Source organism: Synechococcales cyanobacterium T60_A2020_003 (assembly GCA_015272205.1).
Classification (GTDB): domain Bacteria; phylum Cyanobacteriota; class Cyanobacteriia; order RECH01; family RECH01; genus JACYMB01.
Genome location: JACYMB010000214.1, coordinates 1 through 15,573 on the forward strand (window position 1 = coordinate 1; position 15,573 = coordinate 15,573).

Sequence of the window (15,573 nt, forward strand, 5' to 3'; positions counted from 1 at the left end):
GGACTGTGTAGGGATTACGTAAATTTTTTTACGACGCCATGACATTCACCCAAATTCAGAGATAAAGTTGCCTCAAGTCATTGAGTTCAAGACTTTTCGACAGCGTTTGACATGCGAGATTTCATCCATTTGAAACTCGGTTAAGCCAGGTACAACGTTCATGCCAATTAAGGAAGACCAATTCACGGTTCGTTTCTGGGGTGTTAGAGGCAGTATTGCTTGCCCCGGACCCGAAACAGTGCGTTATGGCGGTAATACGTCCTGTATTGAGGTAAAAGTCGGTGGGCATCGCCTCATTTTTGATGGTGGTACAGGGCTGCGGGTTCTGGGTCAATCGCTGCTGGCGGAGATGCCCCTCACCGCTCATATGTTCTTCACCCATTCCCACTGGGATCACATTCAAGGTTTTCCATTTTTTGTTCCGGCCTTTATTCCTGGCAATCACTTTCGGATTTATGGGGCGATCGCACCCAACGGCTCAACCATTGAGCAACGCCTCAACGACCAGATGCTCCATCCCAACTTTCCCGTGCCGCTGCAAATCATGGGAGCCCACATGGAGTTTTGCGATATCGATGTGGGTGAACCCGTGCGCCTGGGGGATGTGCTGGTGCAAAATGCGCTGCTGAACCATCCCGGTGAGGCCGTGGGCTATCGGGTGAGTTGGAACGGTCACTCTGTAGCCTACGTCACCGACACCGAGCATTTTCCCGATCGTTTGGACGACAACGTCGTGTGGCTGGCTCGAAATGCGGATGTGATGATCTACGACGCAACCTACACCGACGAAGAGTATTACTCTGAGAAGTCGAGTAAGGTGGGCTGGGGGCATTCCACCTGGCAAGAAGCCGTAAAAGTCGCCGAAGCGGCCAATGTGAAAAAGCTGGTGATCTTCCATCACGACCCACTGCACTCAGATGACTTTATGGACAAGGTGAAAGAGGACACCGCCAAGCGCTTTCCCAGTAGCGTTGTGGCCTGGGAAGGACTGGAGATTGACCTGCTGAATATGCCGGAATCGTTTGCAGACATGGATGGCAAGGCATCTGGGAGCATTCAGTCGAAAGTGTCGGCTTAGTCAGGGCACAGGTTCAAGCGTTGCAAGTGCAGCGGATTGTGTCAGAATGTAAAGCGTGTGGATAGCCTCTTCTCTCGAAACGATTCGGACTCCAACCTACATTGCCCTAGGTAACTTTGACGGCATTCACCGGGGGCATCGTAAGGTTATGGAACCAGTTTTGGGGCTTCGCTCAGAGGTGGCGAATGCTAAGTGTCAGGCTGACTTAGAGCGGCAGCTTGTCGGGGTTGTTCACCAAGGATTTTCAGCCGTCAGTAGTGCGGATACAGGCGCAATTATCGATGGCGATGGCGATCGCACCACCGCTCCCCAGATCTCAGTGGTCACCTTTTCGCCCCATCCACGCGCTTTCTTTTCGGGACAGCCGCAGCAGTTGTTAACGCCCCTAGATGAAAAGGCCGAATGGTTAGCAGCCCTGGGAATTGATCAGCTAGTGCTACTGCCCTTTGATCAGGAGTTGGCGAACTTAACTCCCCACGCCTTTGTAGAAGAGATTTTGGTGGGTCATCTCCATGCGCGGTTCATTAGCATCGGGCAAGATTTCTGTTTTGGACGCCAGCGATCGGGCACCTCTCAAGATTTGCGGGCGATCGCCGCTCAGTTTGGCATTCCTACCCACATTGTTAGCCTTCAGTACGACGAAGGAGAGCGGATCAGCAGTTCGGCCATTCGGCAGGCGTTACAGGATGGTCATCCGGAGTATGCAGCCCAGCTTTTAGGGCGTCCCTATAGCCTTATCGGAGAGGTGGTGACAGGACAGCAGTTGGGACGAACCCTTGGGTTTCCGACGGCCAATTTGCGGCTTCCGTCCGATAAGTTTTTGCCCCGTCAAGGCGTGTATGGCGTCTGGGTACACTTAGCAGAGGTGGCTGAGCCGTTGCTGGGTGTGATGAATCTGGGTCAGCGGCCAACCGTAGACGGTACTCGGCAAACGATTGAAGTGCATGTGCTGAACTGGGCAGGGGACTTGTACGGTCAACGCCTGCGGGTAGATTTGGCAATGTTTATTCGGCCTGAGCAGCGCTTTGTGGGGATCGATGCGCTTAAGGCTCAAATTCATCAGGACTGCGAAACAGCTCGTGAGAGACTATTACAGTCTTCCCCTCTTTCAGACTAGGATGCGCCTGTACGCGGTATGATTCCAGTGCGATCGTCTAAACACCAGGCTTGGTTTCGGGATGTAGTGCGGCTACGCGGGACGGTAATTCCGGCGGTGGTGCCCCGCGCCATTGTGTATGGCCTCTTTGGGGAACTGGTGTCGGTGTTCCATGCATGGGGATGGCCTGTAGCGCTACCTGTATTGGCAGGACTCATTCCGAACATTGTGCTGGGATTGATGCTGGTATTTCGGACGAACACCGCCTATGAGCGCTTTTGGGAAGGGCGTAAGCTGTGGGGAACATTGGTCAACACGTCACGGAATTTGGCGCGGCAGATTTGGGTGAGTGTGGTGGAACAGGAGTCAGGCGATCGCACGGAGAAGGCGGATGCGCTACGGCTGATCGTGGCCTTTGCGGTGGCTACCAAGCTCCATATCCGGGGTGAAGCGATTGATGCAGAACTGGAAGCGTTACTATCTCCGAATCGGTATTTCACCTTAAAGACGATGCACAATCCGCCCTTAGAGGTGGCGTTTTGGTTGGGAGATTACTTACAGCAGCAGTATCGGCGCGATCGCATTAATGGATTGCAACTGAATATGATGCAGGGGTTGGTGAACACGATGGTGGATGTGCTGGGGGGATGTGAACGTATTCTCAAGACGCCGATTCCCCTGGCCTACTCGGTGCATTTGAAGCAGTTGTTATTGATCTACTGCTTGACGCTACCCTTTCAGCTTGTGGGGGATCTGCAATGGTGGACGGGGGGAATGGTCGCGTTGATCAGTTTTACGCTGTTCGGAGTGGAAGCGATCGGAGAGGAAATTGAGAACCCATTTGGGCGTGACCCGAACGATTTACCGCTCGATGCCATTTGCCGCACGATGCTGATCAATGTTGAGGATTTGATGACGCTCAGCCCGGATGCAGCGATCGCCCAAGGGACGTCCTCCTGACATCTTCAGAGTTGCCATACTCAAGGTTGATTTCGATAGAACTGGGATAAGCTGAAAATGAGAGATAAGCATTGATAACAAGGACACGGTATGAACATGCGATCGCTGCTAGTGATAGCTATATCGGTTGGGATGTGGATGATGGGATGGCTCTATACGCCTCCAGCTTGGGCATTGACCCAAATCAAAGTATCTAATCTATCCTACGAAGAGTGCCCTAGTGAATTTGGCAACATGGTCACGTCAGGTGGAGCCAGCCAAGCAGCGACCTGTTTTATCATTACTGGAACTGCTGAAAACCCATCAGGTAAATACGTCTACGATGCCGATGTGTTTGGACGCATCTACGATGCCAACAATAATCCAGTGATGCAAAATCGAACGCGAGTGGGTTCGATTGATGAAGTTCCCCCCGGCAAAAGTACCTTTGAAATTCGCGTGAGCGTTCCAGCCAGTCAGCCTACCCCTCTCAAATTAGAGCAATTCAAAGCCTCTGGTTTCACCTCTCGCGTTCGCTAACCTCCTCCAAAGCTGGCGACGATATTCGCGTGAAGTAGAAGAGCATGGGAAATTCTCCTGTGCTCTTATTTTCTAGAAACCTTACTTTTTTGATTGGTATCAAAATTCGGCATCCAAAACGCCCTCGAATGATCCCCTGCAAGAGAGACCACCAGAGCGACTCTCCACTTCAAATTCCAGACATTCCGGATAACCATTGACAGTTTACAAACTGGATGCAACGTTGAACGATAACATTCCTTATTTTTCGCTGAGAGGAACCGGAATCCTAGGTTCAAATGTGGTAGTGGCATAAAGCAGACTCGTACCCACCCCAGACTTGTATTTGATGAGGATACATAAGCCAAGATTTTCTTCTGATTATGCAGAATCAGTAGATCACAAATCTTGTTTGGATCCCCCCTAGCCCCCTTAAGCAAGGGGGGAATCGAGCCAAAGATAGCTTGAAGTCCCCCTACTGAGAATGCAAAACTAGACATCTCCCATCAGAACAATGGTCTGGTATTGCAGAGTTTATTTAGCCCCCAAAACGATGAATACTCTAACATCTCTCCCCAAACGTGCAGATGCCGCTTTCGATTCTCGACAGCTCTCTGGTTCTGAAAGCGCTGCCTCAATATGGACACCGTCTCCCTTGCTTCAGGCCGTGACCGAAGGCTTAGTAGATGGCATCTTGATTTTGACGCAGCAAGGCGACCCTGTATACTCCAACAGCCATGCTCAACGGTTATGCCAACAGCTTTTGGCCTGTACGGAAGCATTCCAAACCGTCCCATCTGAAATTTGGCATGTTTGCGCAACCTTGATTGAAAATCGCGATGTGTTTCCTGAACAGCTTGTTGTTTTAGAAGACGCGATTGGCGATCGCAAGTTCCCCGATCTACGGGTGCGGGTGCAGTGGATTGAATTGAGCGATCGCAGCGATCCCTATCTGTTAGTGATGCTGGAAGATCGGCGGCAGTCAATCCTGAGCTTAGCCATCACCGAAAGTCAGAAATACGGACTGACCGGACGGGAAGCGGAAGTGTGGTTTCGTCAGCGCTCCAACTATACCTATGAAGAAATTGCCACCGAACTGCATATCACGGTCAATACCGTTAAGAAACACATCAAAAGCATCCGAGCTAAACGCCAATCGGTCTGGTGGAATGAGGAGTGCAATTAACCGACCGAGAGGGATCCTAAGCTCGTAGAACGCATGACGTGTTAACAGTTGTTACGCTACGTGGGAAAAACTACCGACATGCTAGAGCGATCGCATCAGGTCAAGTTCCGTGCAATTTCTCTGCTGATCCAGAAACCCCATGGAGCACTATAGATGCAGTTACCCTTGGTGCGTCCTATGGAACTCGACTCACTTGTTATTCCAATCATTCTCATTTTCATCCCTGCTATGTGCCTGTCGTTTTACAACCGCGTTACGCTAGGATAGCGCTCCAACCTAGAGAGCTTTTTGGAACGACGCAGCACATTGAGTCGATCTTTGTTCCTAAGACCTGCCAGTGTTTCCATACAACCGAATATTTCACTCAGCATCCAAATTACCAGCGTTCCGTAGCAGTACCGGACGCTTTTCTATACCAAGCGTTCGCAGAAAAACTATCTCATCCGAGCATTAGTCTGACTTGCCCGATTTTTTGGTCTTCCCTTTCTTTCCAGTCGCTTTCTTTTCAGCCTTTGGTTGTGCGGTTACAGCCTCTAACGGGCCATTCACCAACCCATTTAGGCCATACACTTGGCGTAGTCCCACCAACGATACCAGGGTTACTTCACGCTCATCCCCTGGTTCAAACCGCACCGCCGTACCCGCTGGAATATCTAACCGCATTCCTTTTGCCTGATCGCGGTCAAATGCAAGTGCCGAATTCACCTCAAAAAAGTGGAAGTGCGACCCCACCTGGATCGGGCGATCGCCCGTATTGGCGACCGTCATCGTCACCGTTGGGCGATCGACATTCAGCTCAATCATCCCGCCTTCAGGCAATAGCTCCCCTGGAACCACTACCTCACTCGTCTGGGCTTGAGATTTCTCTACGTTCTTCGCCATTGATCAAACTCCAACTCCTTAAGCAGTCCCCATCCAGGGACGATCGGGTTGTGAAAACCCCGAATCCACTATCTTGCCCCTCATCGGATAGGGTCGTGAACCGTAACCAGTTTCGTGCCATCGGGAAACGTCGCTTCTACCTGGACTTCGTGCAACATTTCAGCAATGCCATCCATGACATCGGCTTTACTGAGAAGGGTTGTGCCGTAGGTCATCAAGTCGGCTACGGTGCGGCCATCGCGTGCCCCCTCTAAAATGGCAGCCGAAATGTAGGCAACCGCTTCCGGATAATTCAGCTTAAGGCCACGCTCTTTGCGCCGTTCCGCTAGCAGCGCCGCCGTAAAGATCAGCAGTTTATCCTTTTCCTGGGGGGTTAGTTGCATAGTGACATCTAGACAATGAATCGAGTTCGGGATGGATTGCCCCTAATGGGGACACAGGCTTGGCAAAAGGGGGGAAGTATCTTTCCCCGTTCTTCCCACCAACAGAGTCCATTGCAAGAGGGGCGATCGCCCCTCTAGCTATTTTCAAGATCAATAGCAAGATTGTAGCGATTTAGCGGATTTTCTTCACATCTAGCGCCAGATCTTATTTTCTAAATCTCGCACCTGACGCTCTAGGCGATCGAGGCGTCCGCGCAGTTCATCCATCTCGTTTTGCCGAGGCACGCCCAAATCCTGAAGAATATTCCGGATTTGCCGCTGCATTTGCTCCTCAAAATTGCCCTGCTCTGCCTTCATTTTCTGCATCAGGTCATTGGCAAAGTTAGCGGCTTGCTCAGGATCCAACTTGCCGTCCTTAACCCACTGCTCACTCACTTCCTTGAGCTTCTCAGCCGCTAAGGACGTCGTGCCAATGCCAAGCATAATGAGCTGGGTTAACAGGTTGTTATTGTCCATGCTTAAATCCTGTGGATATCAACCAAAAATCTAACGAATGATTGAGGCTTTTTCAGCGTTCAAAGCGGAGAATTAAAAGAGCAGTCACTGCCAGCCTACAGTCTCATTCTGGCAGATTTAGTCCGGTTCAAACATTCGCGTGGGCAGTTTGTGAAATGGTTATTGAATGGCTTCAGTTTAAGGTCAATCCCGATGTTCGAGAACGGTTTGTGCAGCAAGATGCAGAGATCTGGACTCCTTTTCTAGCGCAATATCACGGTTTTCTAGGGAAACAGGTGTGGATTAATCCAGAAACGCTTGATGAAATCGTACTGGTGATGCACTGGGCCACAATGGAAGATTGGAAAGCTGTACCGAGCGATCGCCTTGAGGAAACAGAAACTACATTCCGGGCTGCTATGGGCGACACCTACAAATTGGTGGAGTCTAAGGGATATCAAGTGCGACGCTATTTCCAGCCTCCAGTTGGCGATGAACTCACAATGATCCGCCGATAGCGCTGGGGCATAACGGTACACGTCACCAGGAAGAGGAGGGGGAGGGGCTGAAGCACAAGCCGTTCCAATACGCATGGATTGCAAAGGCTCCCGTTGTTCTGAAGCCATTGCGATTACGCATGGATTGCAAAGGCTCCCGTTGTTCTGAAGCCATTGCGATAGCTTCGAAACTTATCATGCAGTTTAGGTCGTAGGCCACACACTCTACCTCTATCCCTGGCCGTCAGTTGTCATAACAACTTGTTTTTGATAAAAAAATGATAGCTTTATACCAACTCTGAGTTTTGAGTTATAAATGCGTTGCACCATCAGGGATGTCAGCCTTTCATGTGTAGTCGGAATTTTTGAAATTGGTATTAGAGCTTTTTTCTGAGGTTTTAGTTTAATTAGTAGCTTTCTCTGTGTTAAGAGTGTTAAACTTGGTGACAAGCTAGGGGTGCCTGAGCATTGCTTCCAGGCTGAGATTACACCCTTAGAACCTGAGTCCGGTTAGCACCGGTGGAGGGAAGCTGTTAATTAAGAGGAATTAGTATGCGTACAGCGTGGGTCGCTAAGCGTGCGGGGCACTCAAATGTCACGCAGATGCACTATGCGCGAAAAGGCATCTTAACGGAGGAGATGGCTTTTGTTGCTGAGCGGGAGAATTTATCTCCTGACTTGATTCGGGATGAAGTTACGCGAGGACGCTTAATCATTCCTGCCAATATTAATCACACGAATTTGGAGCCGATGGGGATCGGCATTGCCACTCGCTGCAAGGTCAATGCCAACATTGGAGCCTCTCCTAACTCCTCTAACATCGAGGATGAATTAGCAAAGCTGGCGCTTGCGGTCAAGTACGGGGCTGACACCGTGATGGATTTATCCACAGGTGGCGGCGATCTGGATCAAATTCGGACAGCCATCATCAAGGCTTCTCCTGTCCCGATCGGAACTGTTCCCATCTATCAAGCGCTGGAAGGGGTGCATGGCAGTGTGGAGAAGCTCACTGCCGATGATTTTCTACACGTCATTGAAGTGCAGGCCCAACAGGGTGTGGACTACATGACGATTCATGCTGGGATCGTGCTCGAACATTTACCCCTTGTTAAGCATCGCATTACAGGCATCGTATCGCGTGGCGGCGGTATTCTTGCCCGATGGATGCTTTACCATCATCAACAAAACCCGCTGTACACCCGCTTTCGCGACATCATTGAAATTTTTAAGCGATATGATGTCGCGTTTAGTTTGGGTGATTCGCTGCGTCCGGGATGTTTGCATGACGCGTCGGACGCGGCTCAGTTAGCGGAACTGAAAACCTTGGGTCAACTCACTCGCCAAGCTTGGGAGCATGATGTCCAGGTCATGGTCGAGGGGCCTGGACATGTTCCCATGGATCAAATTGAGTTCAATGTCCGGAAGCAGATGGAGGAATGCTCTGAGGCTCCCTTCTATGTACTGGGGCCATTGGTCACTGACATTGCACCCGGATACGATCACATCACTAGTGCGATTGGTGCAGCGATGGCGGGATGGTATGGAACGGCCATGCTGTGCTATGTCACGCCCAAAGAGCATTTGGGATTACCAGATGCTGAAGACGTTCGCAATGGGTTAATTGCCTACAAAATTGCGGCCCATGCGGCGGATGTGGCGCGTCATCGTCCGGGTGTGCGCGATCGCGATGATGCGCTATCCCACGCTCGCTACACCTTTGACTGGAATCGACAGTTTGAGCTATCGCTCGACCCAGAACGGGCACGCGAGTACCATGATGAAACCCTGCCTGCCGATATTTATAAAACGGCTGAGTTCTGCTCGATGTGTGGGCCTAAGTTCTGTCCCATGCAGACCAAGGTAGACGCTGAGGCACTTACCGAGCTAGAGAAATTCCTTGAGAAAGACGCATCGTCCCCAGTCGGCTAGGAGGAGCGTTCTAACCTGGGTAGGGGTCGTTAGCAAAGCATAATGTACGCCCGTTGGTAATTTCATTGCTGACAGGAACGTTAGCGAATTGTAATCCTATAGTGGGGGTAGCCGTTTGTGCTATCCCTTTTGCTTTAAGTGGGAGAAGTCTAGAGAATGCCTGAGTCAGAAAAGGGTTGGGCTTACAAACCGTGGTGGTGTCAGCCTTGGTCGATTGTACTGACGGGAATCGGATTCATCGCAGGAAGCTGGTTCATGTTCAAGATGCTTTGGCTGACGCTTCTGGTTGCCATACCCGTTTTGACGTGGATGGGCTATTTTTTGATCGTTTATCCCAAGGCTTTCTTTCAAAGCTTTTATGGATGAACAGGGCGATCGCCCCTAGCCCTGCTAGCCATGCAACGGGTGTGCTACGGTTGAATGTCGTGAGTCGGATCAACCCTTTCGTGGATCGCCTTGAGGAGTGACAGGATGAAAGCATTTGTAACCGGAGCCAGCGGATTTACCGGATCGCACCTAGTGAAAGCACTGTGCGATCGCGGTGATACGGTAACAGCGCTGGTGCGGAAAACGAGCAATTGCGATCGCCTGGCTGAGTATCCAGTGAACTTCATCTATGGTGACATCACCGATCGGGACGCATTGCGCCAAGGAATGGCCGGAGCGGATGTGGTCTTCCATGCGGCGGCCTACGTGGAACTGGGATTAGTCGATGAAGCCAAGATGGCGCGGGTGAATGTGGACGGAACCCGTGCCGTTCTAGAAACGGCCAAAGAACTAGGTATTCCCAAAATGGTCTATTGCAGCACCATCGGTGTGTTTGGCGATACCCAGGGAAAGGTCATCAACGAAACCTTTCAGCGCACCCAAGCCGATTTTTCCTCTGCCTACGATCGCACCAAGTATGACGCTCAGAAACTGGTGGATCAGTTTGCTGCTGGGGGATTGAATGTCTCTAGCCTCCTGCCTGCTGGCATCCTAGGGCCAGATGATCCCCACTTTGGCCCGGTGATGAAAACCTTTCTGAAAGGACGTCTGAAGCTGTGGGCGGGGGGCGATCGCATAACGGGGGTTGTCCATGTCGATGATCTCGTCCAGGCGATGCTGCTGGCAGCAGAGAAAGGGCAACCGGGGGGATGGTACATCATCTCGTCGGGCGAGCTATCTACCCGTGATATGTTTGCTGCTGTGGGTAAAGATGCGGGAATTCAACCCCCTGCCGAGGCTCCGGAAGCGCTGGTGCGTCTGTTGGGGATACTCCTCGATCCAATTGGTCGTTTATTCAACTGGCAGCCCCCCCTCAGCCGCGAGCGGGTTCATTACATTTACGATCGCTGTGTGCGGGTCGATGCTACTAAAGCCCGTCAGGAGTTGGGCTGGAATCCGCGATCGCTCGAACAAACGCTGAAGGATTCAAAACCCTTATAGGGACGACTATTCGCTCGGCAGCATCGGAGGGGATTCCTGCAAGTGCCCATCTTCCAAGTAGGCGATCCGGTCTGCAACGTCCATGATGCGGGGGTCGTGGGTCACCATCAGCACCGTCGTTCCCTTATCCTTTGCTAAAGTGCGGAGCAAATGAATCACCGCTGCCCCATTTTTGGAATCCAAGGCCGCAGTCGGTTCGTCAGCCATAATTAACGGTGGGCTGCCAGCTAAAGCACGGGCGATCGCCACGCGCTGTTTTTGCCCACCGGATAACTGTTGGGGTAACATCTTCCGCTTGTCACCAAGACCCACCTGTTCTAAAAGGTCAGCAGCCTCTTTGCGCGACGCACTTGCACTGTAACCCTTTAACTTCAGCACAATGCGAATATTCTCAGAGGCCGTGAGTGCTGGAAACAGGTTAAATCCCTGGAAAATGAACCCAATATTATGCAGCCGAAATTCGGCCAATTTACTGGACGCCATGCGGGTAATTTCCTCATCCAGCAACCAAACACGACCGCGGGTCGGCTTGAGAATCCCCCCTAAAATTGAAAGCAGCGTCGTTTTGCCCGACCCCGATGGCCCCATCAGAAGGTGAATTTCTCCTCCCCGAACCGTCAAGTTCACGTCCCGTAGGGCTTCAAACGACTGATTGCCATTCTGAAACGTCATGCCTATATGCTCAGCCACAATTGCCCGACACCGTTCAACGGGCAGACACTCTAACTTGGAGCGATGATTCTTCAAGGCTTTTTGCTTCTTTACGTTCGTCGGAAAAACAGTCATACCTTACTACTACGGTTGAGGTTATGGGAATGCACCCTAGGCTTTAAATACAATGGCTGGATCAACTCGCATCACTTTTTGAATGGCAAACAGCGCCGAGCCAACACACATTCCCGTCGTTACGAGAAACACTCCAAAGGCGGTTAAGGGCGTAATTAAAATCCGAATCCCTTGGGTTTCAAACGTCCAGGCTCCCAACCCAAAGCACAGCAGCATACTGGGCAGATAGCCCAACACAGCCATCCAGAGCGACTGCTCAATAATGACTTTGTAGATGATCCAGTCCGATGCGCCCATGGCCTTCAGAGTTCCAAACTCCTTAATGTGATCGGATACGGACGAGTAAAGAATCTGTCCAACGACCACCATACCTACAATGACGCCTACAACTGCGCCCAGTGCCAGAATAAATCCGACCCCTGTACTGCGTCGCCAAAAGCTGCGGGTCATCTCCGACAGTTCTGCCCGGGTATTCGCACGGGTATTTTCAAACCGCGTTTCTAAGCGCTGCACTAACTCTTGAATATCCTGCCCAGGAGTCGCTTTAATCAACACGTAGGTAATGGGATCGACAGAATTGAGCGACTGCACTTTGAAGGTCGCGTTTTCTTCGTCAGACAAATCGTCGCGCTCGTATTCAGTTGTGCAAACGAAGCCCCGCTCGCTATCCATCACGCATCGCGCTCGTGACGAAAGGCCAGCCGTTGCGTAGCCTTTGATATTCTCTAATGACGCAAAGATAAACTTACTAGAGGCAATCGACTGGGTTCCCCTAGCCAGTCCGACTAATCGGGCAGTGGCAGCATTAATGGTCGCCACATCTCCGACAGCTTCAATTTGCAGAGATTTTAGATTCGCTTCATCCGTCATGATGGTTTGCGGCTCAGCGAGATCACTCACTCGGCCTTCTATGACGTTCCACAAACGGAAAAGACGCCCCAGCGGCTCAAATCCAATGAAACGGATGGGTGCAATTTTGCCTGTTTCGCTGCGCCAGCGACCCGTTTGAAGCAGAAAGGGTTCGGCTGCGGCCACACCTTCAACCTTCAAGACGTCATCGACCGTAGAGAAGGGAAGGGGTTGAGTCAGCTCAAAATAAACAATTTCGTCTGAGCTAAGCCAGATGTCGATATTGGGATTGTTGTCAATGAGCAGTGTGGTGGATGTTGTAAAGCCCTGAAGGATACCAATTTGAATCGTGATCAAACTGACCGCGAAGATAATACCCGCCTGTGCAACCAAAAAGCGAGGAATATCTTCGAGTAAGTTCTTGCGCGCAATCGAGGCCATGATGTCAGCAAAAGAATGCTACTTCTGCTTTACCACATCCTACCCAGTCAGATCGGTTCAGTCTGTGCCAATGCGTATCTTCATCATAACTGGCACAGCCCCGACATTGCTGTATCTAGTCCTGTTCCATGCAGATATCACGCTACGGTAAGCGCTTGCTCCCCATTCAAATAATCCCAAGAGGGGCAAAATTACCACAGCCCATCCTCGGTGCCGCCAGAACCACAGCGCGAGCCCGCGTCCGAAGATAGCCGCTCTTTTCGGACACGGGACATGCTCAACCTTAGTGCACCAGTTCCGAAGGGCGATCGCCTTTCAGGTCAGCCAAGCGATCGCCATACAGTGCTCCTAACAAAACGCCGCCTAACACTAGCTTGATTAGTTCCAAACCAAAGTAAGCTCCATGCATTTGGGTCATTTGCTGGGGAACGTCCTGGGCTCCGGCAAACCAATCTAGATTAACCCCAAGTTGCGTCATCATCGGCGTGAAGAGATAGGTGTATAGCATTGGAATCGCGAACAGGATAGCGGCGATCGCCATCATGCGACGGGTAATCATACTGGGATGGGGAGACTGCCACAGGACTAGAACACCCGTGAGCACAACCGATGCACACAGTAATTCAATATGGTTAAAAATCCCGAACAGACTATGGCCAGCGATCGCGAAGTTGGGTTCCTGCATCATGCCCACGGCGTATAAACCGGGCATCACAATAAAATCCAGCACCAAACTACCGCTGACCCAAAATGCCAATGTAGAGAGTGTGATTGTACGCCACTTCATCGAGTCTGAAGCGTGAGAGAAAAGGGCGGACATAGTGGTTTCCTCAAACAAGTATTGAATCCTCTATACGTTCAGCCTACCGAATTCTGCCCACCTCCGACGTGAACTTTCATGTCATAGCGCCAGGCTGGAAAAGCGTTTTCGCGGCTGTCCATCGTTCCTTGGGGCATCAGATTACGCCATGGAGGGTGTCCGACCAGTTTTGAGTTTTGAGGATTCAGTTTTGAGTTAGCGATACGTTGCACCCTTCGTAATTCCAGCCTTGGCTCCGTATCTGTCAGTTCAGAAACGGTATCCCTTCGAAGGCCAACCCCGACAAAACGGGCGATCGCCCTTGCCCCTGCCCGAAACGATGGTCGATTAATCCCAGTTCCGAATCATGTTAAGTTTTGGGTATGCTAACTTTTATGAACTTTGGCGCTCGGTCGTACCTCTTAACTATGGATATCACAGCTCTCCCGGAACCCGTAAAAGTGTGGAGTCAGTTCTTCCATCCCGTCATCATGTGGGTTTTGCTCGCCGTTACCCTCTACGCCCTCTATCTCGGCATTCAAATTCGGCGTACCCGCACCGCTGAAGGCGACCTCAAAAAGACGTTAATCAAAGGTAAGTTTAATGTTCGGCACCACCAGATTGGCTCCCTCTTGTTGGCCTTCATGGTGTTGGGAACCATTGGCGGCATGGCCGTTACGTACATCAATAACGGCAAACTATTTTTTGGCTCCCATCTGTTGGTTGGACTCGGAATGACCGGATTGATCGCAACCTCAGCCGCCCTATCCCCCTTCATGCAGAAGGGCGCAGACTGGGCACGCTATACCCACATCATGCTAAACATCGTTTTAGTGGGGCTGTTTGGTTGGCAAGCCGTGTCTGGAATGCAGATCGTCCAGCGCATTATTGACAAACTGTAGGGCGATCGCGTCTACCCCTTCACCCGTCGATCTCAATCCAGAGCGTTCCTTTCCCAGAGGAGCGCTCTATATAGCAATCCTATTTGGATTGTGAAATGCTCGCCCCGACGGGGCGAACATTTCACAACTCATCTTTTTCATAAACCACGTAGGAACGCTATAGTTTTTGTGGACATAGATGCAGCGAAAGGGAACCCTAGCCCTACTAGGTCTTCATCTTGACTGCAACCTGTCCTGGGCGACGGCGGGCACCCCGTATGGTGTGAGGCAACACCCCCACCAGCCGCGCAAAGGCTTCGTCAGGGATATTCGCAATGGTTTCAGCGTCAAAATAGGCCTCGAACTGGTTCAAAATCATCTGGGCTCGCTGCAATGGCTTAGGCTGATCGGTAAACTGCTGCGTCAGCTTAATCCACTGGCGACGAATCTTGAAAGCCCGCTGGCAATCATCATAGGACTCTGGCTCTAACAACGAAAGATTGCCCACTGGAATGACACGACAGCAATCTACGTCAAGCTGCCCACCCACAGCAGCTCCTGGGCCAGCAAACTCGGCATGAAATGGCTTGAACAGAACCAATCCATTACGACGACGGCTGTTGACCACAAGGGTCTCACCTGCTTTGAGGCGGGATAGGATAGACCAAGCTTCATCACAGTCAGACATCGTATCTTTAGGCGATTTAGGGTGTCTTTTAGAATACGTTGCTGAAGTACTTGACTCGGACTTAAACACAGCCCCGCTGCCGTCCCCAGATGGTTGACCCCCAACATCATGGGACAGGGTTGACATGTCATGTCCTTGCGGCGGCAAGCGTTGATCATTTTCAAGGGTCATTACTGACGAATCCTTCAACCATACCTCTGCGGCAGGAGAACAGCCGAGAAGCATACCTAACTTGTCTTGATGCACCACAACTATCAAACTGCGATTAAACGGCGCGGAGGATAACTGCCCCTTTTAGGGTTCTGAAAGACGTTTAGGTCAAGCGAAAACCAGAAACCTGCATCAAATCCAGTGAACGGCCGGTGACTCGGAATGCAATGGTAAGGGGCACATACCTCTAAAAATTCCGCATTTTAGCCGAGGCACTTAAACAAACCTGATACGAGTCAGAGGCGTCAGAAAACTCGAGTTCTGTTAACGTCAGTCATAGGACTTGCTCTATTTTAGGGTATCAACTCTTGAGAAAACGTTACTTTCCAAACCCTAAGTTTGAAGATTACGGGAAGATCGCCCATAAACTGTTTTAGAAAATATAAAGCTTTATCAGTCAGGCTTGAAATTAACACCCACCATGCCTGGTTAACTGACATATCTTTTCTAGTAGGTTGGGTGAAACAACGTGGAACCCAACTCTAGC

The 15,573-nt window shown here is 50.9% G+C and carries 17 protein-coding genes and 1 riboswitch; of the genes, 10 read left to right on the forward strand and 7 right to left on the reverse strand.

From position 1 onward, the window contains the following. Positions 1-160: 160 nt before the first annotated feature. From IGR76_10680 to IGR76_10700, 5 genes are all read left to right on the forward strand, one after another. Positions 161-1,078: an MBL fold metallo-hydrolase gene (locus IGR76_10680; protein ID MBF2078957.1), complete on the forward strand. Its 918-nt coding sequence runs from the start codon at positions 161-163 to the stop codon at positions 1,076-1,078. 55 nt (positions 1,079-1,133) lie between these two features. Then, positions 1,134-2,195, forward strand: a complete 1,062-nt coding sequence (locus IGR76_10685; protein MBF2078958.1) for a bifunctional riboflavin kinase/FAD synthetase — start codon at positions 1,134-1,136, stop codon at positions 2,193-2,195. Positions 2,196-2,213: 18 nt separating this feature from the next. Then, positions 2,214-3,134 (forward strand): hypothetical protein, encoded by a 921-nt coding sequence (locus IGR76_10690; protein ID MBF2078959.1) that lies wholly within the window; start codon positions 2,214-2,216, stop codon positions 3,132-3,134. A 90-nt stretch (positions 3,135-3,224) separates the two neighbouring features. Then, a complete protein-coding gene (locus IGR76_10695; protein ID MBF2078960.1) occupies positions 3,225-3,653 on the forward strand; it encodes a hypothetical protein in 429 nt (142 codons plus the stop codon). Between the two features lie 532 nt (positions 3,654-4,185). Then, positions 4,186-4,818 (forward strand): helix-turn-helix transcriptional regulator, encoded by a 633-nt coding sequence (locus IGR76_10700; protein MBF2078961.1) that lies wholly within the window; start codon positions 4,186-4,188, stop codon positions 4,816-4,818. A 450-nt stretch (positions 4,819-5,268) separates the two neighbouring features. Here the strand turns inward: IGR76_10700 and IGR76_10705 are convergent, their stop codons facing one another. The 3 genes from IGR76_10705 to IGR76_10715 all read right to left on the reverse strand — a co-directional run bounded on the left by IGR76_10705 (position 5,269) and on the right by IGR76_10715 (position 6,599). Next, a complete protein-coding gene (locus IGR76_10705) occupies positions 5,269-5,700 on the reverse strand; it encodes an urease subunit beta (GenBank protein MBF2078962.1) in 432 nt (143 codons plus the stop codon). An 80-nt stretch (positions 5,701-5,780) separates the two neighbouring features. Next, a complete protein-coding gene (ureA, locus tag IGR76_10710) occupies positions 5,781-6,083 on the reverse strand; it encodes an urease subunit gamma (GenBank protein MBF2078963.1) in 303 nt (100 codons plus the stop codon). Between the two features lie 192 nt (positions 6,084-6,275). After that, positions 6,276-6,599 carry a phasin family protein gene (locus tag IGR76_10715; GenBank protein MBF2078964.1) on the reverse strand — a complete coding sequence of 108 codons (324 nt, stop codon included), beginning with the start codon at positions 6,597-6,599 and terminating at the stop codon, positions 6,276-6,278. A gap of 155 nt (positions 6,600-6,754) precedes the next feature. Between IGR76_10715 and IGR76_10720 the strand changes: the two genes are divergently transcribed. The 4 genes from IGR76_10720 (at position 6,755) to IGR76_10735 (ending at position 10,432) form a co-directional block, all read left to right on the forward strand. Then, positions 6,755-7,096 (forward strand): TIGR03792 family protein, encoded by a 342-nt coding sequence (locus tag IGR76_10720; GenBank protein ID MBF2078965.1) that lies wholly within the window; start codon positions 6,755-6,757, stop codon positions 7,094-7,096. Between the two features lie 422 nt (positions 7,097-7,518). Further along, positions 7,519-7,620: riboswitch (TPP riboswitch) on the forward strand. A 7-nt stretch (positions 7,621-7,627) separates the two neighbouring features. Continuing rightward, positions 7,628-9,004, forward strand: coding sequence for a phosphomethylpyrimidine synthase ThiC (thiC, locus tag IGR76_10725; protein MBF2078966.1), 1,377 nt, complete (start codon positions 7,628-7,630; stop codon positions 9,002-9,004). Between the two features lie 269 nt (positions 9,005-9,273). Next, positions 9,274-9,471, forward strand: a complete 198-nt coding sequence (locus IGR76_10730) for a hypothetical protein (protein ID MBF2078967.1) — start codon at positions 9,274-9,276, stop codon at positions 9,469-9,471. Positions 9,472-9,475: 4 nt separating this feature from the next. Then, complete coding sequence (locus IGR76_10735) at positions 9,476-10,432, forward strand: NAD-dependent epimerase/dehydratase family protein (GenBank protein MBF2078968.1); 957 nt, start codon at positions 9,476-9,478, stop codon at positions 10,430-10,432. A 6-nt stretch (positions 10,433-10,438) separates the two neighbouring features. Here the strand turns inward: IGR76_10735 and IGR76_10740 are convergent, their stop codons facing one another. From IGR76_10740 to IGR76_10750, 3 genes are all read right to left on the reverse strand, one after another. After that, a complete protein-coding gene (locus IGR76_10740; GenBank protein ID MBF2078969.1) occupies positions 10,439-11,218 on the reverse strand; it encodes an ABC transporter ATP-binding protein in 780 nt (259 codons plus the stop codon). A 36-nt stretch (positions 11,219-11,254) separates the two neighbouring features. After that, the gene (locus IGR76_10745; GenBank protein MBF2078970.1) at positions 11,255-12,508 is read right to left on the reverse strand and encodes an ABC transporter permease; all 1,254 of its coding nucleotides are present in this window, start codon (positions 12,506-12,508) and stop codon (positions 11,255-11,257) included. A 283-nt stretch (positions 12,509-12,791) separates the two neighbouring features. Next, positions 12,792-13,328: a DUF4149 domain-containing protein gene (locus tag IGR76_10750; GenBank protein ID MBF2078971.1), complete on the reverse strand. Its 537-nt coding sequence runs from the start codon at positions 13,326-13,328 to the stop codon at positions 12,792-12,794. A 407-nt stretch (positions 13,329-13,735) separates the two neighbouring features. Between IGR76_10750 and IGR76_10755 the strand changes: the two genes are divergently transcribed. After that, positions 13,736-14,209: a DUF4079 domain-containing protein gene (locus IGR76_10755; GenBank protein ID MBF2078972.1), complete on the forward strand. Its 474-nt coding sequence runs from the start codon at positions 13,736-13,738 to the stop codon at positions 14,207-14,209. 205 nt (positions 14,210-14,414) lie between these two features. Here the strand turns inward: IGR76_10755 and IGR76_10760 are convergent, their stop codons facing one another. Continuing rightward, a complete protein-coding gene (locus tag IGR76_10760; GenBank protein MBF2078973.1) occupies positions 14,415-14,876 on the reverse strand; it encodes a hypothetical protein in 462 nt (153 codons plus the stop codon). Positions 14,877-15,573: the final 697 nt, after the last annotated feature.